Here is a 24,071-nt window from a genome sequence, read left to right as displayed (position 1 = left end):
GGGAGGAGCTTGGGTTCCCTTGGCCGATTGTTCGCGGTGGCGCTCGCCCTGAGCCTGGCCGGGTGGGGCTGCGCGGCCCGTTCCGCCTACCGCCAGGGACAGAAGGAAGCCAAGAAGGGGAATTGGGACCTGGCCGTGGCCCGCCTGACCGCCGCCCTCCAGAAGGACCCGGAGAACATCGACTACAAGATCGCCCTCGAGAACGCCCGCGTCGAGGCCAGCCGCTTCCACCACGCCGAGGCCCGCAAGCACTTGGCCGCGGACGAGCTGGAGAAGGCGGCGGACGAGCTCGAAATCGCCACCCGGTACGACCCCGGCGACCGCTCGGCGTCGGACGACCTGATTCGGACCCGGGACAAGATCCGCGCCCGCGAGGAGGAGAAGAAGCGGCTGTCCGAGTTCGAGGCCATGAAGAGCCGAGCCCAGGCGGCCCGGGTCCCCGTTCCCGTTCTCTCCCCGCGCAGCCCGGTGCCGGTAGCCATAAAGTTCACGGAGACGAGCCTAGAGAAGATCCTGGACACCCTCGGCAAGCTCTCCGGGGTCAACATCCTCTTCGACGAGGGCTACCGGGACAAGAAGTACACCGTGAACCTCACGGGCGTGACCTTCCAGGAGGCCCTCGACCAGATCACCTTCGTGAACAGGCTCTTCTACAAGGTGCTGGACCAGAACACGATCATCATCGTGCCGGAGTCTCCCCAAAAGCGGAGGACCTACGACGACTTCGTGCTCCGCACCTTCTACCTCCAGAACGCGGACGTCAACGAAACCCTAAACCAGGTGAAGACCCTGGCCGGGATCACCAAGGCCACGGCCAACAAGGACCTTGCGGCCATCACCGTGATCGCCACCCCCGACAAGGTGGCCCTCGCCGAGCGGATCGTGGAGGCCAACGACAAGCCCAAGGGCGAGATCATGGCGGAGATCCAGATCCTGGAGGTCGACCGGACGAAGGTGAAGGACTTCGGGATCCGCCTCTCGAACTACGAGGTCTCCGCCACCTTCAGCCCCACCGGCGCCGCGGGCGAGGTGGACAGCTCGGGCTTCACCCACGTGCGGGCCCAGCTCCTGTCCTCCCTCAACCTCGCCGACTTCGTGGTCAACGTGCCCTCCACCATCTTCGCGAAGTTCCTCCAGACGGACACCAACGCCCGCATCCTCGCCGCCCCCAAGCTGCGGGCGGCGGAGGGCAAGATGACGGCGCTCAAGATCGGGCAGGAGGTGCCGGTCCCGGTGACGACCTTCACCGCCACCGCCACCGGCGGCACGGGCACCTTCGCGCCCGCGACCTCCTTCCAGTACCGAAACGTGGGCGTGACTCTGGAGCTCACTCCCAAGGTCAACGCCAGCGGCGACATCGCCCTCGAGCTCACTGCCGAGTTCAGCATCCTGGGCGCCAACGCCGATCTCGGCGGCCAGACCCTGCCCACCTTCCTGACCCGGAGCGTGAAGGGCATCCTGCGCCTCCGGGACGGTGAGACGAGCCTCATCGGGGGGCTGGTGCAGGGACGGGAGACCACGGCGCTGTCCGGCGTCATCGGCCTCCAGAGCGTCCCCATCCTCAACCGGATCTTCACCTCCACGGTCAAGAACATCGACGACCTGGAGATCATAATCTCGATCACCGCGCACCTAGTCCGCGGACCAAAGCTGTCGGAGGAGGACCTAAGGTCCACGTACGTGGGGACCGAGGAGACGGTCAAGGTGCCGAGCATCCGGCCCCCGCTCTTCGGGGCCCCCGAGCCCGTCCCCCCGCCCGGCCCCGCTCCGCGCGGCGCTCCGCGAGGGGCGCCGGCGGCCCCTCCCGAGGCCCCCCCCGCGCCGGCCCCATCTCCGGGCCCGCCCGGGGCCTCGCCCTCACCCGAGCCCCCGGAGGTGCAGCCCCCGGATGCCCGGCCCACCACCGCCCTCTTCAGCCCACCGGAGGCGAGTGTCAAAGCCGGGCAGACGACGGCGCTTTCCCTGGTGGTGGTGGGGGCCCGCGACCTTCGGGCCGTGGAGGCGGTGTTCGTCTACGATCCCGCCCTCCTGGAGGCGGTCGACATCGCTCCCGGCTCGCTCCTGACCCTGGACGGGGCGAACGTGGCGGTTGAGAAGACGCTCGAGTCCGGTCGGGCCCGCATCCGGTTCACGCGGGCCGTGGCCACGGCGGGCTCGGGAGAGGTGGCGGTGGCCACCTTCCGGGGCCTTCGCCCCGGGGCGTGGCCGGTCGGGGTGGAGTCCCTGATCCTCGCCACCGGGGCCGCCGCCGACCGGCCGGCCGCGCCTTCCCCCGGCCGGCTCGTGGTGATGCCGTGAGAAGGCCTCCGGGAAGGGCCGCGATGGGGTTGGGGGTCCTGCTCCTGGCCCTGGCGGTCCTGACCTGCGCCAAGGCGCTTCTCACTGCCCCTCCCGGATCCAGCCTCACCCTCTTTGCCAACCCCCCCTTCATCTCCGCCAACGGGGGCGTGTCGGTGATCTCCGCTTTCTGCATCGAGCCCGCGGGGATGCCGTGCCCGGACGGCACCGTGATGCAGTGCTTCACCACCCTGGGCCGGGTCGACCCCCAGGCCGAGACCAAGGACGGGGTGGCCCGGTTCAACCTCGTGTCCGACAGCCGGTCGGGGATGGCCACGGTCACGTGCGTTTCGGGAGGCCCCGCCGTCGCTGCCTCCGTCGCTCCCTCCCCGTCGCCCTCCACTTCGCCCTCCGCTTCGCCCGGGCCCGTGACGGGGGGCACGGTCACGAGTGGGAATGGGAGTGCCTCCACCACGGTAGTCATCGGGAGCTCGCTCCCCGTCCAGGTCGTGGTGGTGGCCGATCCCCCGCGGATCGACGGTCCGGGCGGCCAGACCCGGGTGGTGGCCACGGTCTACGACGCGTCCGGCAACCCCGTCGCCAACGTGCCCGTGATCTTCACCGTGGCGGTCAAGTCGGGCGCCTGCGGGATCAAGGAGTTCTTTGACAGCGGGAGCCAGCCCATCTTTACCGACACCAACGGCCAGGCCGCGGACGTGATGCACACGCGGCGGCAGAGTACGGACTCCCAAGTCCTGGTCACCGTGACCGCCACCGTGCCAAACGGCAAGACCGGCGCCACGGATGTGACCATCAATGCCGTCCCCGGCCCCGCCCCCGCATGCTGAGGCTCGGTCGAGGCCCATGGACCCGACTGCCCCTGGCGACCCTGCTCGTCCTCGCGGGAGCGTCCGCACGGGCGGAGATCGCCGTCCTCAGCAACGGCCAGACCCTGAAGATCATCGCCCGGCGCGTGGAGGGGGACACGCTGGTCCTGGGCCTCCGGGGTGGCGGCGAGGTCAGCACGCCCGTCACCCTCGTGCGTGGGTTCGTTCCCGACGAGGTATTGGACGAGGTCGCCGGGGAGGGGGGAGACCTGCGGGCGCTCGCCACTGAGGCCGCCCGACGACACGGCCTGGATCCGGAGCTCGTCTTGGCGGTCGTGTCGGTGGAGTCCAACTTCCGGCCGCAAGCGGTCTCTCCGAAGGGGGCCCAGGGCCTCATGCAGCTCATGCCCGCCACCGCCGCCTCCCTCGGCATCCGCGATCCCTTCGATGCCTCCGCCAATCTGGACGGCGGCGCCCGTCATCTGAGCTCCCTGCTCGCTCTCTACGAGGGCGATGTGAAGAAGGCGCTGGCCGCCTATAACGCGGGGACGGGCGCGGTGGGCCGCCACCAGGGCGTTCCCCCGTACCGCGAGACCCGGGACTACGTGAAGAGGGTCCTAGAGCGCTACGAGAGGGCGAAATGAGGAGGGGGCCGGACCCCGGGCGTGAGGCGGGTTATTCGCTCGTGGCCCTCATCGCCTCCATGACCATCATGCTCGTGCTTATGGGCGCCGCCGCTCCGACCTGGCGCTACATCATGCAGGACGACCGGGAGCAGGAGCTGATCTTTCGGGGGGGCTCCATCGCGGACGCCATCCAGCGATTCCAGAAGAAGAGCGGCAACGCCTTGCCCACGTCGCTCGAGGTTCTCGTGAAGGGCAAGTACCTGCGCAAGGCCTACAAGGACCCCATGACCCGGGACGGCAAGTGGCGCCTCATCCACCAGGGGGAGGCGACGCTCGCCCCGCCGACGCCGGGGGCGAGCCCTCCGCCGGGGGCCAGCCCCCCGCCAAACGCCCCCCCCCCGACCCAGCCGCCTTCTCCGGGGGGCGTCATGGGCGGCTCCATCGGGCCGCTCGTCGGCGTGGCCAGCAGAAGCACGGACAAGAGCCTGCGTCTATTCAATGGCCGGAACCACTACAACGAGTGGATCTTTGCCGTCGGCCAGCCCAGGGTCATTGGCGGCCAACTGAGTCCGGTTCTGCCGGGAAGCACGCCCCCGGGGGGCCTCAGCCCCTTGACCCCTGGGTCACCCCGTCCAAACCCGTCGTCCGCCCCGCGCTGAGCGCAAACCGCTAAGGCGGCGCGGTCGGCTCCGTGGCCGGAGGGGTCCCCGGCGACGGACGGGGGATCGGAATGTTCGACGGAAGCAGCCGTGGCGTGAAGGGGGAGACCGGGTAATCGGGGGGAGGCACCATGTTCGGCATGCCCGGTAGCGTTATCGGCGGCTGGCTGAACGCGGGAGGAACCGGACTCCCGGTCCCGGGGAGAGGCGGGCCCGGTGCAGGCTGCCCTGGGGTGGCCGGGGGCACCGCCTCTTCCTCCGGGGGCTCATCGACCGGGTCCTGCTCCACGGGTTCCGGGGCCCGGAGCCGAGGCAGGGTGGGCGTCGTCGCCCTCAGGGGCAAGGCGGCGCTGGGGACCGACACCGGGGGGGTCCCCGTCATGAGCAGCGTCTCCACGCGCGTGGCCGTCCTGTCCATGACCACCGCGTAGTTCAGGCCCAGGCCCTCGAGGATCCCGAGGAGGGCCTCGACGGGGGTGCGCCTCTCCAAGGTGAGGGTCAAGAGCGGGCGCGGGACGGGGCCGTCGTAGATCACCTTCATGCCGGTCTGGCGCGAGAGATGGTCGAGCACCTCGGGAAGGGGGGCCGTCGTGGCCCGGACATCCACGCGCCCGTCTCCGCCCAATCTCACCGTCACCTCGGCGGGCGCCATCGGGGCGGCGGCCAGGAGGACGACGACCAGGGCCGGGGCGCGCATCGATTCCAGTGTATGCCCGCCGCCGGCCAACGCAAACCCGGCCGGGGCGACCCTTGGGGGGGTTGGGAGCCAGCGCAGGGCCGGGGACAAGAGAGGTCCGCCGAGGGGAGGCGGACGGGCTCGATGTAGGCCTCTCCGGCTCAGGGGTTCGTGGCCGTGAGCGTAGGGCCAGCGCCACTTCCCAGGAGGGCCAGGTGCCGCGCGGAGGTGGCGACGAAGGCCGCCCGCTCCTCGGTGGGGATGGGCTCGGCGGGCGGGGAGACGACCCTGAGTGGGTCCACGAAGGCGCCGTTGCGTGTCATCCGGTAGTCGAGGTGGGGGCCGGTGGCGAGGCCGGTCATGCCCACCGCCCCGATCCGCGTCCCTTGCCCCACCCTCTGCCCCGTGCGCACGTCGATGCGCACCAGGTGCCCGTAGAGAGTCGTGAAGCCGTTGGCGTGACGAAGACGCACCGCCTGCCCGTAGCCGCCGTCCCAGCCCGCCCGGGTCACCACCCCGTCCGCGGTCGCCACCACCGGCGTGCCCGTGGGGGCGGCGTAGTCCACGCCAAGGTGGGGGAGGGTCTCGTGGAGGAGGGGGTGAAAGCGGGCCAAGCTGAAGCGGGACGTTATGCGGGAGAATTTGAGGGGCGAGCGCAGGAAGGCCTTGCGGAGCGATGAGCCGTCGGGGGCGTAGTACCCGACCCCCCGCGCGCCCTCGAACCGCACGGCCCGGAAAACGCGGTTGCCCCGGGTGAGCTCGGCGGCGAAGAGGCGACCGTAGCGGCGGAAGCGGCCTTCCAAGAAGAGCTTCTCCACCGCCACTCGGAAGCCGTCCCCCTTACGGAGGTCGGTGTTGAAGTCAACCTCCCAAGCGAAGATGTCGGCCAGATCGAGGGCGAGTTGATCGTCCTCCCCGGCCGCGTTCACGGCCGCAAAAAGGCTGGAGTCAATAACGCCCGTGACGCTGGCCACCCCCGTCTCGTACTCGTGGCTCACGACCTCGGCCGCGAGCGCCTGGCCGCGGCGACTAACCCTGAGGGTGCGGAGCTCGTCGATGCCATAGGTGAAGGCCCAGATGAGCCCGTCCGGCCCCAGGGCCAGGCCGAAGGGGTGGCCGATGGAGAGGCGGGCGAGGTCATGCACGGGGCGGGCTGTCTCCACCAGGCGCTGGACGCCCGCGCGCGAGAGGGTGCCGTCGAGGAGGGAAGCGAGGGTGGCGCGTCGCCCAACCGTGCCCCGCAGGACCCGGAGCGCACCCGCGGGGATAGGCGCGGCGCCGAGACCATCGATCCACCACGGCAACTGCGTGGGCAGGAGGAGGAGGGCGAGAGCACCCGCGGTGCAGAGTCGCTTCATTCAGCCACGTTCAGTATAAGTTCTGGAAATTAGGGGTCAAGGACTTCCGCGCCTTGCCCGTCCCCTCTTACCGATGCTAGTCTAGCCAGGTCGTTCGACCGACCGGCAGCACTTCTGCCCGCGCTCACCCCATCGGAGGGCCATGGCCACCGCTCTCGTCGAGACCCGCTTCCGCGACACCGCGCTCGAGCCCATCCGGGCGAAGGTGATGGCCGGGCAGCGGCTGGACTTTGCGGACGGGGTCGCCCTTTATCGGACCAACGACCTCCTGGCCCTCGGCCACCTGGCCAACCACGTCCGCGAGCAGCGCCACGGGGATGTCGCCTATTTCGTCTGGAACACCCACCTCAATCACACCAACGTGTGTGCGGCCACCTGCGACTTCTGCGCCTTTGCGGCCAAGAAGGGGGAGGAGCGGGCCTACACCATGGGGTTGGACGAGATCTTCCGTAACGTGGCCGCGCTGCCGGCGCCGGTACGGGAAGTTCACATCGTGGGCGGCTTGCACCCCGACCTGCCCTGGTCGTACTTCCTGGACATGATGCGGGGGATCAAGAGGGTCCGGCCCGACATCCACATCAAGGCGTTCACCGCGGTGGAGGTGTTTTTCTTTCACCGCCTCTACCGCATGAGCGTCGAGCGGGTCCTGGCCGAGCTCCGGGAGGCCGGCCTCGACTCCATGCCCGGGGGAGGGGCGGAGATCTTCGCTCCCCGGACCCGGGACGCGATCATCAAGGGCAAGGCCGACGCCGAGCAATGGCTGGCCGTGATGCGCGAGGCCCACCGGCAGGGCATCCCCACCAACGCGACCATGCTCTATGGCCACATCGAGTCCGTGGAGGACAGGGTCGACCACCTCCTCCGGCTGCGCAGCCTCCAGGACGAAACGGGCGGCTTCGTGACCTATATCCCGCTCGCCTTCCAGCCCTGGGAGGCCCCGGCCATGAAGCTACCCGAGACCACAGGCTTCGAGGACTTGAAGGCGATCGCGGTGGGGCGGCTGATGCTCGACAACTTCCCCCACATCAAGTCCTACTGGATCATGATCGGACCGCGGCTGGCCCAGGTAGGTCTCAGCTTCGGGGCCGATGACATCGACGGGACGGTCACGGAGGAGAAGATTGCCCACGACGCGGGTGCGCCCACCGCGCAGTCCCTGAGCGTCCATGATCTCTGCCGGCTCATCCGGGAGGCCGGGCGCCGGCCCCTCGAGCGCGACACCGTGTTCAACGTGGTGAAGGAGTGGTGAGCGCTTCCGCGCCGGAACCCCTGCGCCTGGGCATCGTGCCCTACCTGAACGTGGCTCCCGTCGTTCACGGTCTCCGGGGCGACCCCCGCTTCCTCCTGGAGCGCGACGTTCCCGCCCAGGTCGCGGAACGGCTCCATCGTGGCGAAATTGACCTGGGCATGATCCCGTCCATCGAGTACGCCTATGGGGACTACGCGATCGTCCCCGGAATCGCCATCGGCAGCCACGGCCCCGTGCGCTCGGTCCGCCTCTTCCACCGGCGACCGCTCCCCGAGATTCGCCGCGTGGCCCTGGACACCTCCAGCCGAACCAGCGTGGCCCTGCTCAAGATCCTGATGCGCGAGCGACTGGGGCGCGACCCGGAGTACGTGCCCATGTCCCCCTCCGTGCCCGAGATGCTGGAGGCGGCCGACGCCGCCCTCGTCATTGGGGATCCCGCTCTCTACTTCGAGGGCGAGGCCGCGTGGCTGGACCTGGGCGAGGAGTGGAGGGCCCGGACCGGGCTGCCCTTTGTCTTCGCCTTCTGGGCGGGCCGACCGGGCGGGGTGACGACGGCCCAAGTGGCGCGACTGCAGGAGTCACTGCGCGCGGGCCTTCAAGCCATCTCCACCATCGCTTCGAGCTACAATGGCTATGGTGCCGGGCACGGGGCGGAGAACGAGTCGTACCTCCGATCGAACATGGTCTACGACCTGGGGGAGGCGGAAGTGGGAGGGCTCCGGGAGTTCTACCGGCGGGCGCACGCCCTGGGCCTTATCCCCAGGATCCCGGAGCTGAGGTTTCATGGCCATCCTTGAGGCGATCGCGGAGAAGGTGCGGGCGGGCGAGCCGCTCGGCCGCGCGGAGGGTGTGGTCCTCCTCCGGGAGGGCGACTTCCTGGAGCTGGGCATGCTCGCGGACAGCGTCCGGCAGCGCCTGCACCCGGAGCCGGTCGTCACCTACATCATCGACCGCAACATCAACTACACCAATGTCTGCACCGCCCAGTGCGCCTTCTGCGCGTTCTACCGGGACCTTCCCTCAAAGGAGGGGTACCTTCTCTCCAAGCGCGAGCTAGCCCAGAAGATCGAGGAGACCCTGGCTTTGGGGGGCAACCAGATCCTGCTCCAGGGGGGACTCCACCCCGACCTCGGCATCGAGTACTACGAGGAGCTGTTCCGCTGGATCAAGGCGAACTACCCCATCTGGATCCACGGGCTCTCCCCGGCGGAGGTGAAGCACATCGAGAGGGTCTCCCGCCTCACCACCGAGGAGGCGCTGCGCCGCCTGATCGCGGCTGGCCTCGACTCCATCCCGGGGGGCGGGGCCGAGATCCTGTCTGACCGTGTGCGCGAGCGCATCGGCATCGCCAAGGGCACGACCGCGGAGTGGCTGGAGGTCATGGAGGTCGCCCACGGGCTGGGCATGAAGACCACGGCCACCATGATGTTCGGGCACGTGGAAACGCTCGAGGAGCGGATCGACCACCTCATCCACCTTCGCGATCTCCAGGCCCGAACCCGGGGCTTCACCGCCTTCATCGCCTGGACCTTTCAGCCCGCCCACACCGCCATCGGGGGAGACGAGCTCACCTCCTTCCAGTACCTCCGCACGCTGGCCGTGGCGCGGGTCATGCTCGACAACTTCCCGAACGTGCAGGCCTCCTGGGTCACCCAGGGGGGCAAGATCGGGCAGGTCTCGCTCCGGTTCGGGGCCAACGACTTTGGGAGCCTCATGATCGAGGAGAATGTGGTCTCCGCGGCGGGAGCCCACTTCCGCCTGACGGAGGCGGAGATCGCGCGCAACATCCAGGACGCGGGATTCGTGCCCAAGCGCCGGACCATGGACTACCGGATCGTGGGCGATCCCTACTGTTGGACGCACCCGACCCCGGCCCTGCCCGGAGAGCCGGCTACCGCCGCCTCCCTGGCCGGCTGAGGCGAAGCCCGCGGCAACAGAAGGGCGTGCCGACATCCCGAGGCGGCGGGCTCTCTCCTGCCGCTCACCTAGAGCCCGTCGCCGAGCCGGGGTTCGCTAGGCCTTCCTAGGGCCTCCGCCGCGCCGCCTTTTTGATCAGCGTAGCCGCCCGCGCCGCGTCCGCTTCGCTCTCGAACCCGAAAACGGCCGAGAACTGGCGGCCTACGGCCTGCGCCACCATGAAGGCGATGTTGATTCCAGCATCGGCGACCGCGCGGGCCATGGCCTCGCACAAGCCGGCCCGGTTGTCTCCGGTGACGAGCAGGGTGGGGATGGTGGAGGGGCCGAGCCCCGCGGCCGCCATGGCCGCCCTGAGCTTCTTGCCCCCCACCGGGAATAGCTCGATGACGGCCTGGGCCTCGCCCGGCTCGCGGTAGCCCATCACGACCCTGAGGTCGGTGCCGGTGGTGGCCGCCGGCGCCAGCACATCGGCGAGCATCCCGGGGCGGTTCTCCACCTTGCCCCGCCAGAGCGTGATCTTCTTGACGGTGACACCCATAGGGCCTCCTTCGGAGGGAGGCTAGTCCCGTCCCGGGGCAGGGTCAATGGCCAGGGCGTCCGCCGCCGGGGAAACCCCGAGGCGGAATTGGGGGACTTCCCCAAACGAGATTCAGGGTCTGCCCGCTAGCCCGGAAGGCATGAGAGGCGCAGCCTTGGCGCGGCACTGGTGACGGCCACGAAGGTGCGTCCTCTGGTTTCGAGGATGGCGGGGGGGCCGCGACCGACTCGGCGCGAGCGGACCGGGTTCCCGCCCCTGACCCAGGCTTTCCGGCCTCCCTAAGGAGCTTTTTCCTGGCCCGGGCAGCCGAGGACGAGCGCTTCTGGCCCATCCGGCCTCGGAGGTCGGCCATGATGGCAAGACACGTCGCGCTACGAACCCTCGCCTCCCTCGCGCTCTTTTTAGTGGGGGCAACCTCGAGCTTGGCCCAGTCGACTTCGGCCCAGATCCACGGAACCATCAAGGATGAGACGGGGCCCCTCCCCGGGGCGAACATCGTGGCCCACGAGACGCAGAGCGGCTTCACGAACGAGACGGTGTCCGGCCCGGACGGGTCGTTCACTTTGGCTGCCCTGCGGCCCGGCAACTACGAGATCACCATCAGCGTGCCTCAGTACAAGCCGGCCGCGCGGGCCGTCCAGGTCCTCGTGGGCCAGGATCTGGAACTGAGCTTCCGCCTCACCGCTGAGCTTGCGTACGTGGAGAACGTCACCGTAGTGGGTGACCTCTTGCTGGACACGCGGACATCCCAGATCGCCACCAACGTCACGCCGGAGCAGGTAGAGGCCCTTCCCCAGAACAACCGCAACTTCTTGAACTTCGCCGCCCTCGCTCCCGGGGTGCGGGTGGAGTCCGAAAACTCCGTCAAGAAGCAGTTCTCGGGAGGTGCCCTCTCCGCCAATCAGACCAACGTCTTCATCGACGGGGTGAGCTACAAGAACGACACCCTGGAGGGCGGGGTCGTGGGGCAGGACTCCAGCCGGGGCAATCCCTTCCCCCAGAACGCGGTTCAGGAGTTCCGCGTCCTCACCCAGAACTTCAAGGCCGAGTACGAGAAGGCGTCCAGCGCCATCATCACCGCGGTCACCAAGAGCGGGGGAAACACATGGTCCGGGGACGCCTTCCTGCTCTACCAGGACAAGCACCTGGTGGCGAATGATTATTTCGCGGAGAAGCGCGGCGACCCCAAACCGACATACGAGCGCTTCCAGAGCGGGGCCAGCCTGGGCGGGCCCATCGTGAAGGACAAGATGCAGTTCTTCGCCTCCTGGGAGTACAACCTCCAAAACCGCGACAACCGCGTCTTCCTGGGCAGCAACCCGGCGCCGGATCGACTGGGGCTGGGCTCGTTTGAAGGGTTCTTCCCGAGCCCCTTCCGTTCCAACCTCGGCTTCGCGAAGGTCTCCTACCAGCCCCGGGCGGGCGACCTCGTGGACCTCACATACAACATCCGTCACGAGACAGACGTCCGGGACTTCGGCAACCAGGACAGCTTCCAGACCGCGAACAACATCCAGAACGACGTGAACTCCCTTCTCCTTCGCTACCAGACGACGCGGTCCGACTGGGCGAACGAGGCGAGCTTCACCTTTCAGCGCTCGAAATGGAACCCCGTGCCCACCAACCCAGACCTCATCGGCCGGGACTACCAGGGCACGCTCAGGGTGGGAGGCCGGGACACGACCCAGGTTTTCCAGCAGGACCGCTGGTCTTTGCGCGATGACTACAGCCGGTTCGCCAAGTGGCAGGGAAACCACAGCGTCAAGGTGGGCACCGTCCTCAGCCGGCTCAACTACGACGTGTCGAAACAGCTGAACGGAAACCCGATCTTCCACTTCCGATCGGACATCAGCTTCGATTTCCCCTTCGAGGCGCAGTACGGCTTGGGTAACCCGAACCTAAACGCCGGGAACTGGGAGCTCGGGTTCTTCGCCCAGGATGACTGGAGCCCGACCGCGAGGCTCACCATCAACGCCGGCCTTCGGTGGGACTACGAGTCGGACATGCTCGACAACAACTACGTGACACCCGCGAACGTGAAGGCGGCGGTCTCGAGCTTCGTGCCGCCCCAGTACTTCACCGACGGCACCCAGCGCCCAGCGTACTACGGCGCGGTCCAGCCCCGAATCGGGTTCTCCTATGACTTGAGCGGCAAGGGACAGACCACCCTCTTTGCGGGCTACGGTCGCTACTTCGACCGCGTCCTCTACAACTACACCCTCGATGAGCGCTACCGACTTCAATACGCGATCCGGACCTTCCGCTTCTCCGCCGATGGCAGCATCCGGGACGGCCAGCCCACCCTGGTCTGGCAGCCCCAGTACCTGAGCAAGGCGGGTCTCGACGGCATCATCGCGACCGGCCAGGCCCCCAACCCCGAGGTCTACCTCATCGACAACAACACCACCCCCCCTGTTTCCGACCAGTTCACGGTCGGCCTGCGCCACACCTTCGGTCCCGTCCTGGCCTCCGCGAGCTACGCGGGCGCACGCAGCACCCACGGTTTCACCTACATCTTCGGCAACCGCCGGCCGGACGGCGAGTGCTGCTTCGCGGTGCCCGGCTTCTCCAACATCCTCCTCTCCAGCGACACCAAGAAGGCCTGGTACGACGCGCTCTTCGTGACCCTGGAGAAGCCGTTCACCTCCGCCTCCAAGTGGGGGATGACCCTCACCTACACCCTGGGCCGGGCGGACGAGATCGGGGGCGACAATTTCAGCCTCGACTACCCCAGCGTCTCGGCCTACCCGCGGCATCCCACCCAGACCGACGAGCGCAACCGCATCGTGGCCACGGGGATCTACCAGCTGCCCCAGGGCTTTCGGGCGAGCGCCTTCATCGTCCTCAGCTCGGGGGTCGGCTTCACCCTCATTGACGACACGCAGGGGTTCGGGATCAACCAGCGGAAGATCCTGCTCTACGCGGGTCGACCGAACGAGACCTTCGCCTTCCAGAGCATCGACCTCAGACTCGACAAGGATTTCAAGATCTCCGGCAAGAGCCACGTCGAGCTCTCGGCCCAGGTCTTCAACCTCTTCAATCACGACAACTTCACCGGCTATGATGGCTTTGAGCCGCCGCTCCCGAACGTGAACGCCAACTTCGGAACGCCGAACACCGAAGACCCGAAGCGGCGCTTCCAGTTCGGGCTGAGTTTCCGCTTCTAGCCTCTTGCTCACCCGGGGGCGGGCGCTCTTGGGGAAGGGCGTCCGCCCACCCCGCGCCGGACGGCAGAGGGCTCCGATGATCCGGCGCTTGTCGATCGCGCTCTTGAGCGGGCCCGCCCTGGGGCTGCTGATCGGGGCGGGTTCCGCGCTGGGCGTCGGGGAGGCCCCCGCCCCCTCCTTTCCTCCCTTCTTCGACGAGCTCGAGGCGAGGACATTCCGATACTTTTGGGACCTCGCGGACCCCGGCAACGGCCTCGTTCCCGACCGCTACCCCTCCCCCTCGCCCTCCAGCATCGCCGCCATGGGCTTCGCCCTCACCGCCTACCCGATTGGCGTCGAGCGCGGGTATGTGAAACGGGGAGAGGCGGCTTCGCGTGTCAAGGCCACGCTCCGGTTCTTGGAGGAAGCGCCGCAAGGTCCCGGCCCCACGGGCCAGACCGGCTACCGCGGGTTCTTCTATCACTTCCTAGAGCAGCAGGCGGGGGAGCGGGCCGGTCCCGGCGTCGAACTGTCGACGATCGACTCCTCACTGCTCCTGGCCGGAATCCTCTTCTGCCAGTCCTATTTCGAGGGAGGGGGAGAGGAGGCAGAGATCCGGGATCTGGCCGAGCGGATCTACACCCGCGTCGACTGGTCCTGGGCAGCCCCGCGCCCGCCCCTTCTCGCGCGGGCCTGGAAGCCGGAGACGGGCTTCTACCCCGACGATTGGCGCGGGTACGACGAATCGATGATCCTCTACCTTTTGGCCCTCGGCTCGCCCACCCATCCCTTGTCGGAAGCCGCCTGGTCGGAGTTCACCCGAACCTACCGCTGGCAGGAGTACTACCGCCGGCCCCACGTCAACTTTGCCCCCCTCTTCGGCCACCAGTACTCGCACGTCTGGGTCGACTTCCGGGGCATCCGCGACGCCTACATGAGCGACCGGGGCATCGACTACTTCGAGAACTCGCGGCGGGCCACCCTGGCCCAGCGTGACTACGCCCTCGAAAACCCGGGGGGATGGCGGGGTTACGGCCCCCACGTCTGGGGTCTCACCGCGTGTGACGGCCCCCAGGCGGAGGCGATGCGGGAGGGACGACCGCGGGCGTTCAAGTCCTATTGGGCCCGGGGGGCGGCCGCGGGCGACGTCCGCGACGACGGCACAATCGCGCCCGCCGCCGCCCTGGGGTCGCTGCCCTTCGCTCCCGAGGCGGTCATCCCGACGATCCTCGAGATACACCAGCTCTACGGGTCAAAGCTGTACGGGACGTACGGCTTCTTCGACGCCTTCAACCCGTCGGTTCCCGACGGCACCGTGGTCAAGCAGGGACGGGTGGTACAAGGGGCGGGGTGGTTCGACACCGACTACGTCGGCATCGACCAGGGGGCGATCCTTTCTATGATAGAAAACGCGCGTAGTGCGCTCGTCTGGCGCGTGATGAAGAAAAATCCCCACCTGCGGCGGGGCCTCATTCGCGCCGGTTTCCGCGGCGGTTGGCTGGGCTGAACCGGCCTCGCCGCCCTGGCCGAGGTTGCTCATGTCAAGAACGACAAGGTCGCTCGTGGCGAGCCTGGCGCTGGCGCTCGTCCTCCTGCCCGGGGCCCGAGTCGGCGGCGGGGAAGGGGGAGGGCCCGATCCCGTGGAGGCCCGCGTCGAGGGCCTCCTCCGCCAGATGACGCTGGAGGAGAAGCTGGGCCAACTCCAGCAACTCGACGGGGCGGGGGACGGCCGCATCAAGCCCGAGCAGCTGGCGCTCGCCGCCAAGGGGCTTCTGGGATCGACCCTGAACGTGCGGGGGGCCGCGAACGTGAACGAGATCCAGCGCGCGGCGGTCGAGCACTCGCGGCTGAAGATCCCGGTCCTGGCCGGTTACGACGTGATCCACGGCTATCGGACCGTCTTTCCCATCCCCCTCGGGGAAGCGGCGAGCTTCGACCCCGCCCTCGCGGAGACGACGGCCCGGATTGCGGCCGCCGAGGCCACCGCGGTCGGCTTGAAATGGACGTTCGCACCCATGGTGGACATCGCGCGGGATCCGCGCTGGGGCCGGATCGCGGAGGGCGCGGGGGAGGACCCCTACCTGGGGAGCGCGTTCGCGCGCGCGCGGGTGCGCGGCTTCCAGGGCGAGGGGGGCGGGGATCCCCAGCGGGTGATCGCGTGCGCTAAGCACTGGGTGGGCTACGGCGCGGCGGAGGCCGGCCGCGAGTACAACACCACCGACCTCTCGGAGCGGGCTCTGCGCGAGGTCTACTTTCCGCCCTTTCGGGCCGCCCTGGAGGCGGGGGTGGGCACCTTCATGAGCGCGTTCAACGACCTCGACGGCCTGCCCGCGACGGCCAATCCCTTCACCCTCACCGGCGTCCTGCGCGGGGAGTGGCACTTCGACGGCTTCGTGGTCAGCGATTACACGGCGGTGCCGGAGTTGATCAAGCACGGGGTGGCGAGGGACGAGGCCGAGGCCGCGCGGAAGGCGCTCACCGCCGGAGTGGACATGGAGATGGTGAGCCGGCTCTACGCCACTCAGCTGCCCGCGCTCGTCCGCGGGGGCGTGGTGCCGATGGCCACCCTCGACGAGGCGGTGCGGCGCATCCTGCGGATCAAGATGCGGGCGGGGCTGTTTGAGCGGCCCTTTGCCGAGGAGGGCCGGGAAGCGGCGGTCCTGTTGAACCCCGCGCACCGGGAGGCCGCGCGCACCGCCGCCGCGCGCTCGATCGTGCTCCTTCGCAACGAAGGGGGTGTCCTTCCCCTTCGGAAGGACCTGCGGTCGATCGCCCTCATCGGCCCCCTGGCCGACGATGGCCGAGAGCCGCTCGGCTCCTGGTCCGGGGACGGGCGCAAAGAGGACACGGTCACGGTACTGGCGGGGGTGAGGGCGAAGCTGGGGCCGGAGGCGCGGGTCGCCTACGCGAAGGGCTGCGATGTCGAGGGCGGGTCCCCGGCCGAGCTGGCGGAGGCCGTGGCCCGGGCGCAGGAGGCGGAGGCGATCGTCCTCGTGGTCGGGGAGGCGGCGGCCATGAGCGGGGAGGCGGGGTCCCGCAGCTCGATCGACCTGCCCGGCCCCCAGCTCCCCCTGGTGCAGGAGGTGCTGAAGGCGGGCAAGCCCACGGTGGTCGTCCTGATGAATGGCCGGCCGCTCACCATTTCTTGGCTCGCGGAGAACGCGGCCGCCATTCTCGAGACCTGGCAGGGCGGAACCGAGGCCGGTGACGCGATCGCGGACGTGCTCTTCGGCGACACAAACCCCGGGGGCAAGCTGCCGGTGACGTTCCCGAGGTCGGTGGGCCAGATCCCCCTCTACTACAACCACAAGAACACGGGCCGACCGGCGGGTCCGCAGAGGTGGTCTTCCAAGTATCTAGACATACCCGTGACCCCCCTCTACCCGTTCGGGTTCGGGCTCAGCTACACGCGCTTCGCCATCCACAACCTGCACCTGAGCGCGGCCTCCATTCCCCCCACGGGAGAGGTGACGGTCAGCGTGGAAGTGGAGAACGTGGGCCCCCGCGCGGGCGACGAAGTGGTCCAGCTCTACGTGGCCCACGAGGCGGCCAGCGTGACGCGGCCGGTGAAGCAGCTCCGCGGCTTTCAGCGCTTGACCCTGGCCCCAGGCGAGACGCGGCCAGTTCGCTTCCGGCTGGGCCCCGCGGATCTCGGGCTGCTGGACGGCCACTTCCGCTTCGTGGTCGAGCCGGGCGAGATCCGGGTGGCGGTGGGGGCGAGCTCGGAGGGGGGTCTGGAGGGCCGGTTCCAGGTGGTCCCGGACCCACCCCGGCCGCGGTGAGAGCAACCGCTCCCTGACGCTTCCCGCGCGCCCCCGCCGCGGCTATAGTTCGTTCCGTGAGGCGAGGGACCCTCGTCGGCGGCCCCGGGCCATGCAGATCCTGACCGCGTCCTGGGTGGCGCCGATGGTGACGCCACCCCTCCGTCAGGGGCGGGTGGCCGTGGAGGCGGGGCGCGTGGCCTGGGTGGGACGCCCAGGCGACCCCGGAGAGCCCGAGGGCCGGCTCCGGGACCTGGGAGCGGGCGTGATCCTGCCCGGACTTGTGAACGCGCACTGCCATCTGGAGCTGTCTCACCTGCGGGGCCAGATCGATGGCTCGGCCGGCTTCGTTCCCTGGGTGAAGGCCCTGGTGGACGCCCGCGCCGCCGAGCGCGAGGAGGTTGTCCTCCTCCGGGCCGCGGAGGCGATCCGCGAACTCTCCCAAACGGGCACGGTGGCGGTGGGCGACATCTCGAACCAGCTCCGCCACCTGGACCTTCTCGCCTCCTCCGGCCTGGCGGCCGTCGTCTTCTACGAGCTTCTGGCCTGGGATCCAGCCCGCGCCGGTTCCACCCTGGAGGGAGCCCGGGCGCGGGTCGCGGGCCTGCGGACGGGGCCCGACGTGCAGGTCCGTCTCGCCGCCCACGCCCCCTACTCGACCTCCGCCCCCCTCCTCGAGGGACTGGCCCGGGGGGGCGGCCCGGCCGCTCTCCACCTGGCGGAGTCCGCGGCGGAGAGCCGCTTTCTTGCCAAGGGGGACGGTCCCTGGCCCGCGTTCCTGTCCGCGCGCGGCCTCGGCCACGTAGCCTTCACGCCGCCCGGACTAAGCCCGGTGCGCTACGTGGACGGCCTGGGCGTCCTGCATCCCGGGCTGGTGGCGGCCCACTGCGTCCATGTGGACGATGGGGACCGGGCCCTCTTGGCGCGCCGGGGGGTGCATGTGGCGATCTGCCCGCGCAGCAACCAGAACCTCGGCGTCGGTTTGGCCCCCGTGCCCGAACTGTGGAAGGCCGGGGTCCGTCTTTGCCTCGGCACGGACAGCTTGGCCAGCGCGCCGAATCTGGACCTCAGGGAGGACATGGCCACACTCCGCCGGCAGTTTCCGGAGCTGCCCGCGGCGGTGATCGTGGGCATGGCCACCCAGGGCGGCGCGGACGCCCTGGGCCTCAAGGACTTGGGGACGATCGCGCCCGGCAAACGTGCGGCCCTCGTCCATGCCCGCGCCGCGTCCGACCCGGAGGATCCCCTCGAGTTCCTGGTTTCGGCCGGAGTGCGGCTGGAGAGGGTGCAGCCCTGATGGACCTCCTCACCCGGGTCAGCTCCTACGGGCGGATGATCCGCTTCTCTCACTCCGTCTTTGCCCTGCCCTTTGCCCTCACCTCCGCCGCTCTGGCCGTGCGTGGGGAACTCCGCACGAGCCAGGTCGTGTGGATCGTGGTGGCCATGGTGGGGGCGCGCAGCGCGGCCATGGGCTTTAACCGACTGGCCGACCACGCCCTCGACGAGCAGAATCCGCGGACGGCCAGTCGCGAGCTGCCCCGGGGCGCCCTCTCCCGGCGGGAGGTCTGGATCTTCGTGGTCCTCTCCGCGGGCGTTCTCGTCCTGGCGGCGGGAATGCTGAACCCCCTCTGCCTGGCGCTCTCGCCCGTCGCCCTCCTCGTCGTTTTCGGCTATTCGTACACCAAGCGGTTCACCGCCCTCTCACACCTGTTCTTGGGTCTGGCTCTCGGGGTGGCCCCGGTGGGGGCCTGGCTGGCCATACGGGGTCGCTTCGAGCCGGTACCCATTCTCCTCGCCCTGGCCGTCGTCGCCTGGGTAGGCGGCTTCGACATCATCTACGCCTGCCTGGACATGGAGTTCGACCGCCGGGCGGGGTTGTACTCGCTTCCCGCTCGCCTGGGCGTACCCGTCGCGCTGGGGCTGGCGCGCGTCCTCCACGTGGTCGCCGTGGTCCTCCTGGCGTGGCTCTACTGGCTGACCCCCCTGCACCCGCTCTATCTGGGGGGGGTGATGGTGGTGGCCGTCCTCCTCGCCTACGAGCACTCCCTGGTGCGCGCGGAGGACCTGAGCCGGGTCATGCAGGCCTTCAACTTGAACGGCTGGGTGAGCCTGGGCTACTTTGCCGCGACCGTAGCCGCACGATGGCTCGCCTGAGGCTATAATCCGCAGGTTCATGCTCGTGTCGCGCCCCCGTGCCCGGCCCAAGCTCCCTTGAGGGAGACAAACGCGGTCTTTCCCGTCGTGGACTCGCCCCCTCCCGCCCCCACCCCGGGCTCGCCGGACAAGGCGGCGGTGCGGTCGATGTTTGACCGCATCGCCCCCCGCTACGACCTCCTGAACCATCTGCTCTCGGCGGGGGTCGACACCCGTTGGCGGAAGCGGGCGGTGGAGCTCCTCGGACTCTCCGGCCCGGCGCGCATCCTGGACCTCTGCACCGGGACCGCGGACCTCCTGATCGAGGCCCTGGGCCGGGATCCCGGGCACTTCGGGGTGGGAGCCGATCTCTCGGGAGAAATGCTGGTCCGAGCGGCGGGCAAGCTCGAGCGCCGGGGGCTGAACTCGCGCTCCGGCCTCGTGGGGGGGGACGGGGAACGGCTCCCCCTCGCGGCCCGCAGTTTCGACGGAGCGCTCGTGTCTTTCGGCATCCGCAACATGGGGGACCCGCCCGCCGCCCTGCGCGAGCTGCGACGGATCCTGCGCCCGGGGGGGCGACTGGTGGTCCTTGAGTTCTCCACTCCGGGGGGCGCCCTGGGCGCACTCTACCGCGTCTACTTCCACTGGATCCTCCCCAGCATCGGCGGCTGGGTGAGCGGTGACCGCAGCGCCTACTCCTACCTTCCCGCCTCCGTCGCCCGGTTTCCGGGCCCGCGGGAGTTCGCGGCACTCCTGGAAGGAACGGGGTTCCGGTCGGTCGTGGTGCGGCCCCTCTCCGGAGGTATCGCCCACCTCTACCGAGGCGAGGTGTGAAGCGCCTGGTGCCGGCCTTGAAGCAAGCGGCCTTGCTGCTGCGGCCGCACCGGGACTCCATCCTGGAAGCATGGATCCTCAGCATCGTGCAGGTTGCCTCCGTGCCGGAGGCGGAGGTCCGCCCCTACTGTACGCGCACCCTCGACGCCCTTCTCCGGCGCCTCCCCGGCGGCGAGCTCGAGGCCCTTCTCGAGGACGAGGCGCAGGCCGCGGCCGAAGGGGCGCGCACGGGATCGAGCTTCCTCCCCCTCGCCCCCTCCGTCCGGCTCCTCACCCGGGGCTGCCTGCCGTTCCTGCTCGCCGCCCTGTCCGAGGGCCCGGACCTGGCCGAAGCCCTCCTCGCCCTGGGGGAACTGGCGAACCTGCGCCTGGAGATCCTCCTCGCCGCTCAGGAGGAGGAGTCTGGCCGGCGGCTGATCGAGGCCCAGGAGCAGGCCGCCCTCGCCGGTCAGACCGCCCGCGAGGTCTCCCGGGCCAACGAAGCCCTTCGGCGGTCGGAGGCTCAGAGCCGCCACCGGGCGGAACAGATTGCCCTTCTCGCTTCCGTGGCCCGCAGGATCGCGCCCGTGCAGGAGCCGGAGCGGCTGATGCAGGAGGCCGCGGAGGCCATCCAGGCCCGCTTGAACCACACTTACGTAGCGGTGGTGGTGCTGGACGAGGAGGGGGTGCTGGTCGGCCGATGGGCGGGGAGGCCGGGGGTGGGGCGGCACCGCGGCGGCCGGGCCCAGGGCCCGCCCGGCGGCGTCATCGGCCGGGCTCTCCGCCTGCGGGCGCCGCAGGTGGTGGCGGATGTGGCGCGCGACCCCGACTACCATGCGGACGTGCCGGGGACGGCCTCCGAGATGGTCATCCCCCTGCTCGACGGGCACGCCGTGGTGGGCGCGATCGATTTTCAGAGCCAGCAGCCGGCGGGGTTCGATCTCGACGACGTGGCGGCGGGGGAGGCCTTGGCCGAATTCCTGGTCGTGGCCATGCGCAACGCGCGCCTGCTCCAAGAAGCGCGACGGCGCCAAGCCCCGGAGTGACTAGCCCGCGATCTCGAGCCCGAAGACCGCGGCGGTATGAGCGGCCAGCCCCTCCATCACCTCCGGGAGGACGACCGGGCCCCGGAGCCGCTCCAGGCTGGTCACGCCCCGGTCGGCGATGCCACAGGGCACGATGAGACGGAAGGGGGAGAGGTCGGGGGCGGCGTTGAAGGCGAAGCCGTGGGAGGTGACCCAGCGCGCGATGCGCACCCCAATGGCGCCGATCTTCTCCTGGCCCACCCAGACCCCGGTGAGTCCGGGCACCCGCCCCGCCTCGACCCCGTGGTCCCGGCACGTCCGGATCAACACCTCCTCCAGGTCGCGGACGTAGCGGTGGACGTCCCGCCGATCGGGCGAGAGGTCCAGGATGGGATAGCCCACGATCTGGCCCGGCCCGTGGTAGGTGACGTCCCCTCCGCGGCCGGCCTCGAAGACCTCGAAGCCCCGCGCCCGGAGGGCTTCCGCGGGCAGGAGCAGGTTCTCCTTTCGGGCGTTGCGCCCCAGCGTAAAGACGGGCTCGTGCTCGAGCAGGAGGAGCGTGTCGGGGACCCGTCCCGCTTGGCGGTCGGCCACGAGTCGGGCCTGCAGGTCGAGGCCTAAGGCGTAGGAGATCCGGCCCAGCCGACGGACAACCAGGGGCGGCATGACTAGTTGCGAACGGCGGCCCCTCCTTGACCGCGGGCCCGGGAGATCAACGGGGCGGCGCCGGGGGGCGGGGCGTCATTGAGCGGTTGAAGGTCGGGATGGGCGTATCGTTGACGCCTCCTCGGCCGTAGACTGCGCCTCGGGGCCGGCCGGGATGCGGGTGGACCAAAAGCCTCTCCCCGGCGTGGCCTGCCCGTCAGACGAGCCCTCCGGGCGCGCCCCTTGGCACTCCGGGGGCCCGGTAGTTGATCGGCTTTTTCGTCGCCGCATCGACCTCCTCCGGCGTCAGGAGAACCGTAGTCTTTAGGTGCACCGCTCCACTGGCGTTTACGGCCAGACTCAGGGCAATCGCGGTCGTCTGATCCGGGATCTCGGCGATCACATAAACGTCGTCCTCGCCCAAGGCGTAGTAGGTGGCATGAAGCTTTCCACCCGCCTGCTCGACCAGCTTCTGCACTACGGCCCGCCTCTTTGTTCCACCATCCCTGAGCAGGCCCTTTGTCCCTTCCGCCGTGTAGCTGCCGCGTAGCAAGTAAAGAGCCATTGACCCTCCTTTGCATCCCTGAATGTAACGCGTCGATCGGGAGGACCGCCAACGAGCGGTCCCTTGCTGGACGAATGACCCACGGACGAGCCCTGTGTCCCCGGGAGCCGGCCCCCGAGATCGGAGCGCGGGAATGCTGAGCTCGCCATCACCGAAAGTGGCAGAGTCCCCCGAGACCGTAGCGGCGAAAGAACTCCGCGGCCTCCGGATCGCGATGGATCGGGCCGACAACGTGCATTCCGGCCACCCCCCCGCCGCACGCGTAGTAGCCGACGGCGCCGCCTCCAATGGCGGCGCCGCCAATGGCCGCCCCCCCGATAGCGGCCAGACCGGCGATGGCCACGCCTCCGATCGCACCCAAGATGCCGACCGACAAGCCACCGAAGCTTACGAAACCCGCAGCCAGGCCCCCGAAGGCGATCACGCCCCGGGCCAGCCCGCCGAAGGCGAGGATGCCGGTGGCGAAATCTCCAATGGCGATGATTCCCTTCGCGTGACCGCGCAGCTCGCCACGCTCGAGATCCGGGCCCACGGCGATGTCGTAGAAGGGAATGTCCCCGATGCCCCAGCCGGCGCGCTTGCGGATGCCGCGCAACCGAACCAGGCCGCGCCCCTTGAGGGTCGAGACCTGCTTCTCGAGCTCAGCCACCCGCTTCTCAAGCTCCTCGCGGCTCTCCACGGCCCCTCCCGGTCTGCGCGTGAGCAAGCCGGCCCCGCGCCGCGCGTGGGTCCGGCCTGCCGATCTGTCGACAGTCTCGATCCGAAAGCCCTCGGGTGCAAGCCATTGTGCGACGGATTGCGGGTCTCAGCCGGGGAGAGGGGCGGGCGGGGCCGCCCGCTTCTGGTCGCGGGCCGGGCATCTGCGCGTCAGAGCGCGCTCTCGTCGAACTCCTGGAGGCCTCTCTTGACATGGGCCATGAAGCGGTCCGCCTCCGCCCCATCCACCAGGCGGTGGTCGAAGCTGAGCGCGAAGTAGGCCATGGTCCGAATGGCGATGGCGTCATCCCGAACCACCGGCCGCTTCTCGATCGTGCCCACGCCTAGGATCGCCACCTGCGGCTGGTTGATGATGGGGGTGCCGAACAAGCTCCCGAAGACGCCGGGGTTGGTTATGGTGAAGGTGCCCCCCTGCACCTCCTCGACCTTGAGCCTCTTGCTGCGGGCCCGCTCCGCGAGGTCGTTCACCGCCCGGGCCAGGCCCAGGATGTTCTTCTCGTCGGCGTTGTGGATGACGGGGACGATCAGGCCCCAGTCGAGAGCGACCGCCACCCCGATGTTGATGTCCTTGCGGTACAGGATGTTGTCGCCATCGATGCTGGCGTTGACGACGGGGAAGGCCTTGAGCGCGTCCACCGTGGCCTTGAGGATGAAGGGCATGTACGTGAGCTTCACACCGCTCCGCTCCTCGTAGCTCTCGCGGTACTTCCGGCGCAGCTGGTCCGCCCGGGTCATGTCGATCTCAAAGACAGTGGTGACATGGGCCGAGGTGCGCTTGGACGCGACCATGTGCTCGGCGGTCTTGCGGCGGATGGGCGACATGGGCACGACCTCGACCCGCGGGCCCGGGGTGGAGGGCGGAGCCGGGGGCCTAACCGGCGGGGCGGGTGCGGGGGGAGGCACGGCGGGCGAGGGGGCGGGGGCCGGCCTGCCCTCGATGTGACCGAGGATGTCCTGCTTGGTCACGCGCCCCGCGATGCCCGTCCCCGGGATCTGGCTGATGTCCACGTGGTGCTCAGCCGCGATCTTGCGCACCACCGGCGACGAGCGGGTCTGCCGCAACTCCTCGACTGTCATCTCGGCTCGCGGCTTCTCTCCCCGGGGGGAGGGCTCGGGAGGGGGAGCCGGTGCAGGGGGAG

21 protein-coding genes are annotated in these 24,071 nt (G+C 69.5%); 14 read left to right on the top strand and 7 right to left on the bottom strand.

All coding sequences use genetic code 11. The features are described from left to right. Positions 1-9: 9 nt before the first annotated feature. Genes VN461_08165 through VN461_08150 form a run of 4 tightly spaced genes read left to right on the top strand, consistent with a single transcriptional unit; the run spans position 10 to position 4,389 of the window. Positions 10-2,298 carry a cohesin domain-containing protein gene (locus VN461_08165; protein HXB54741.1) on the top strand — a complete coding sequence of 763 codons (2,289 nt, stop codon included), beginning with the start codon at positions 10-12 and terminating at the stop codon, positions 2,296-2,298. Between the two features lie 23 nt (positions 2,299-2,321). Continuing rightward, the gene (locus tag VN461_08160; protein HXB54740.1) at positions 2,322-3,125 is read left to right on the top strand and encodes a hypothetical protein; all 804 of its coding nucleotides are present in this window, start codon (positions 2,322-2,324) and stop codon (positions 3,123-3,125) included. After that, the gene (locus VN461_08155; protein ID HXB54739.1) at positions 3,119-3,748 is read left to right on the top strand and encodes a lytic transglycosylase domain-containing protein; all 630 of its coding nucleotides are present in this window, start codon (positions 3,119-3,121) and stop codon (positions 3,746-3,748) included. The genes VN461_08160 and VN461_08155 overlap by 7 nt, the downstream gene beginning before the upstream one ends. Next, on the top strand, positions 3,745-4,389 hold the full coding sequence (locus VN461_08150) for a type II secretion system protein (GenBank protein ID HXB54738.1): 645 nt from the start codon (positions 3,745-3,747) through the stop codon (positions 4,387-4,389). Before VN461_08155 ends, VN461_08150 begins: the two co-directional genes overlap by 4 nt. A gap of 10 nt (positions 4,390-4,399) precedes the next feature. Here the strand turns inward: VN461_08150 and VN461_08145 are convergent, their stop codons facing one another. Further along, on the bottom strand, positions 4,400-5,086 hold the full coding sequence (locus VN461_08145; GenBank protein HXB54737.1) for a hypothetical protein: 687 nt from the start codon (positions 5,084-5,086) through the stop codon (positions 4,400-4,402). A gap of 140 nt (positions 5,087-5,226) precedes the next feature. Continuing rightward, positions 5,227-6,423: a peptidoglycan DD-metalloendopeptidase family protein gene (locus VN461_08140; GenBank protein HXB54736.1), complete on the bottom strand. Its 1,197-nt coding sequence runs from the start codon at positions 6,421-6,423 to the stop codon at positions 5,227-5,229. A 142-nt stretch (positions 6,424-6,565) separates the two neighbouring features. On the opposite strand from VN461_08140, the gene mqnE reads away from it, so the two are divergent. The 3 genes from mqnE to mqnC are packed head-to-tail and all read left to right on the top strand — an operon-like array spanning position 6,566 to position 9,589. Continuing rightward, a complete protein-coding gene (gene mqnE / locus VN461_08135) occupies positions 6,566-7,672 on the top strand; it encodes an aminofutalosine synthase MqnE (protein HXB54735.1) in 1,107 nt (368 codons plus the stop codon). Further along, positions 7,669-8,469, top strand: coding sequence for a menaquinone biosynthesis protein (locus VN461_08130; GenBank protein HXB54734.1), 801 nt, complete (start codon positions 7,669-7,671; stop codon positions 8,467-8,469). Before mqnE ends, VN461_08130 begins: the two co-directional genes overlap by 4 nt. Continuing rightward, the gene (gene mqnC, locus VN461_08125) at positions 8,456-9,589 is read left to right on the top strand and encodes a cyclic dehypoxanthinyl futalosine synthase (GenBank protein HXB54733.1); all 1,134 of its coding nucleotides are present in this window, start codon (positions 8,456-8,458) and stop codon (positions 9,587-9,589) included. The genes VN461_08130 and mqnC overlap by 14 nt, the downstream gene beginning before the upstream one ends. Before the next feature lie 106 nt (positions 9,590-9,695). Here mqnC and VN461_08120 read toward each other — a convergent pair whose 3' ends face one another. After that, on the bottom strand, positions 9,696-10,127 hold the full coding sequence (locus tag VN461_08120; GenBank protein ID HXB54732.1) for a hypothetical protein: 432 nt from the start codon (positions 10,125-10,127) through the stop codon (positions 9,696-9,698). Positions 10,128-10,477: 350 nt separating this feature from the next. On the opposite strand from VN461_08120, the gene VN461_08115 reads away from it, so the two are divergent. From VN461_08115 to VN461_08085, 7 genes are all read left to right on the top strand, one after another. Continuing rightward, positions 10,478-13,294 (top strand): TonB-dependent receptor, encoded by a 2,817-nt coding sequence (locus tag VN461_08115; GenBank protein ID HXB54731.1) that lies wholly within the window; start codon positions 10,478-10,480, stop codon positions 13,292-13,294. A 76-nt stretch (positions 13,295-13,370) separates the two neighbouring features. Next, the gene (locus VN461_08110; GenBank protein ID HXB54730.1) at positions 13,371-14,780 is read left to right on the top strand and encodes a glucoamylase family protein; all 1,410 of its coding nucleotides are present in this window, start codon (positions 13,371-13,373) and stop codon (positions 14,778-14,780) included. 55 nt (positions 14,781-14,835) lie between these two features. Next, on the top strand, positions 14,836-17,055 hold the full coding sequence (locus VN461_08105; GenBank protein ID HXB54729.1) for a glycoside hydrolase family 3 N-terminal domain-containing protein: 2,220 nt from the start codon (positions 14,836-14,838) through the stop codon (positions 17,053-17,055). Positions 17,056-17,146: 91 nt separating this feature from the next. Continuing rightward, on the top strand, positions 17,147-18,331 hold the full coding sequence (locus VN461_08100; GenBank protein ID HXB54728.1) for an amidohydrolase family protein: 1,185 nt from the start codon (positions 17,147-17,149) through the stop codon (positions 18,329-18,331). After that, entirely contained in the window at positions 18,331-19,188 is an 858-nt protein-coding gene (locus VN461_08095; protein HXB54727.1) for a UbiA-like polyprenyltransferase, read from the top strand. Before VN461_08100 ends, VN461_08095 begins: the two co-directional genes overlap by 1 nt. A gap of 57 nt (positions 19,189-19,245) precedes the next feature. Beyond that, on the top strand, positions 19,246-20,001 hold the full coding sequence (locus VN461_08090) for a ubiquinone/menaquinone biosynthesis methyltransferase (GenBank protein ID HXB54726.1): 756 nt from the start codon (positions 19,246-19,248) through the stop codon (positions 19,999-20,001). Then, complete coding sequence (locus VN461_08085) at positions 19,998-21,026, top strand: GAF domain-containing protein (GenBank protein HXB54725.1); 1,029 nt, start codon at positions 19,998-20,000, stop codon at positions 21,024-21,026. Before VN461_08090 ends, VN461_08085 begins: the two co-directional genes overlap by 4 nt. On the opposite strand, the gene lipB is transcribed toward VN461_08085, so the two are convergent. The 4 genes from lipB to VN461_08065 all read right to left on the bottom strand — a co-directional run. Beyond that, positions 21,027-21,671 (bottom strand): lipoyl(octanoyl) transferase LipB, encoded by a 645-nt coding sequence (gene lipB / locus VN461_08080; GenBank protein HXB54724.1) that lies wholly within the window; start codon positions 21,669-21,671, stop codon positions 21,027-21,029. It lies immediately after the preceding gene. Positions 21,672-21,867: 196 nt separating this feature from the next. Beyond that, the gene (locus VN461_08075) at positions 21,868-22,215 is read right to left on the bottom strand and encodes a GYD domain-containing protein (protein HXB54723.1); all 348 of its coding nucleotides are present in this window, start codon (positions 22,213-22,215) and stop codon (positions 21,868-21,870) included. Positions 22,216-22,363: 148 nt separating this feature from the next. Next, positions 22,364-22,894, bottom strand: coding sequence for a hypothetical protein (locus VN461_08070; protein HXB54722.1), 531 nt, complete (start codon positions 22,892-22,894; stop codon positions 22,364-22,366). A gap of 188 nt (positions 22,895-23,082) precedes the next feature. Beyond that, positions 23,083-24,071, bottom strand: a 989-nt coding sequence (locus VN461_08065; protein ID HXB54721.1) for a dihydrolipoamide acetyltransferase family protein, incomplete at its 5' end; no start/stop codon positions are given.

The sequence above is a fragment of the Vicinamibacteria bacterium genome (assembly GCA_035570235.1).
In the GTDB taxonomy this organism is placed as follows: Bacteria; Acidobacteriota; Vicinamibacteria; order Fen-336; family Fen-336; genus DATMML01.
Note: the sequence above shows the minus strand (reverse complement) of the source record. Positions and strands in the feature narration are given on the sequence as shown.

Excerpts from the sequence above, each read along its gene's own strand:
- VN461_08095 (HXB54727.1), top strand. The coding sequence starts at position 18,331 with ATGGACCTCCTCACCCGGGTCAGCTCCTACGGGCGGATGATCCGCTTC.
- VN461_08115 (HXB54731.1), top strand. The coding sequence starts at position 10,478 with ATGATGGCAAGACACGTCGCGCTACGAACCCTCGCCTCCCTCGCGCTC.
- VN461_08100 (HXB54728.1), top strand. The coding sequence starts at position 17,147 with ATGCAGATCCTGACCGCGTCCTGGGTGGCGCCGATGGTGACGCCACCC.
- VN461_08075 (HXB54723.1), bottom strand. The coding sequence starts at position 22,215 with ATGGCTCTTTACTTGCTACGCGGCAGCTACACGGCGGAAGGGACAAAG.
- VN461_08110 (HXB54730.1), top strand. The coding sequence starts at position 13,371 with ATGATCCGGCGCTTGTCGATCGCGCTCTTGAGCGGGCCCGCCCTGGGG.
- VN461_08120 (HXB54732.1), bottom strand. The coding sequence starts at position 10,127 with ATGGGTGTCACCGTCAAGAAGATCACGCTCTGGCGGGGCAAGGTGGAG.
- mqnE (HXB54735.1), top strand. The coding sequence starts at position 6,566 with ATGGCCACCGCTCTCGTCGAGACCCGCTTCCGCGACACCGCGCTCGAG.
- VN461_08140 (HXB54736.1), bottom strand. The coding sequence starts at position 6,423 with ATGAAGCGACTCTGCACCGCGGGTGCTCTCGCCCTCCTCCTCCTGCCC.
- mqnC (HXB54733.1), top strand. The coding sequence starts at position 8,456 with ATGGCCATCCTTGAGGCGATCGCGGAGAAGGTGCGGGCGGGCGAGCCG.
- VN461_08150 (HXB54738.1), top strand. The coding sequence starts at position 3,745 with ATGAGGAGGGGGCCGGACCCCGGGCGTGAGGCGGGTTATTCGCTCGTG.
- lipB (HXB54724.1), bottom strand. The coding sequence starts at position 21,671 with ATGCCGCCCCTGGTTGTCCGTCGGCTGGGCCGGATCTCCTACGCCTTA.
- VN461_08160 (HXB54740.1), top strand. The coding sequence starts at position 2,322 with ATGGGGTTGGGGGTCCTGCTCCTGGCCCTGGCGGTCCTGACCTGCGCC.
- VN461_08145 (HXB54737.1), bottom strand. The coding sequence starts at position 5,086 with ATGCGCGCCCCGGCCCTGGTCGTCGTCCTCCTGGCCGCCGCCCCGATG.
- VN461_08155 (HXB54739.1), top strand. The coding sequence starts at position 3,119 with ATGCTGAGGCTCGGTCGAGGCCCATGGACCCGACTGCCCCTGGCGACC.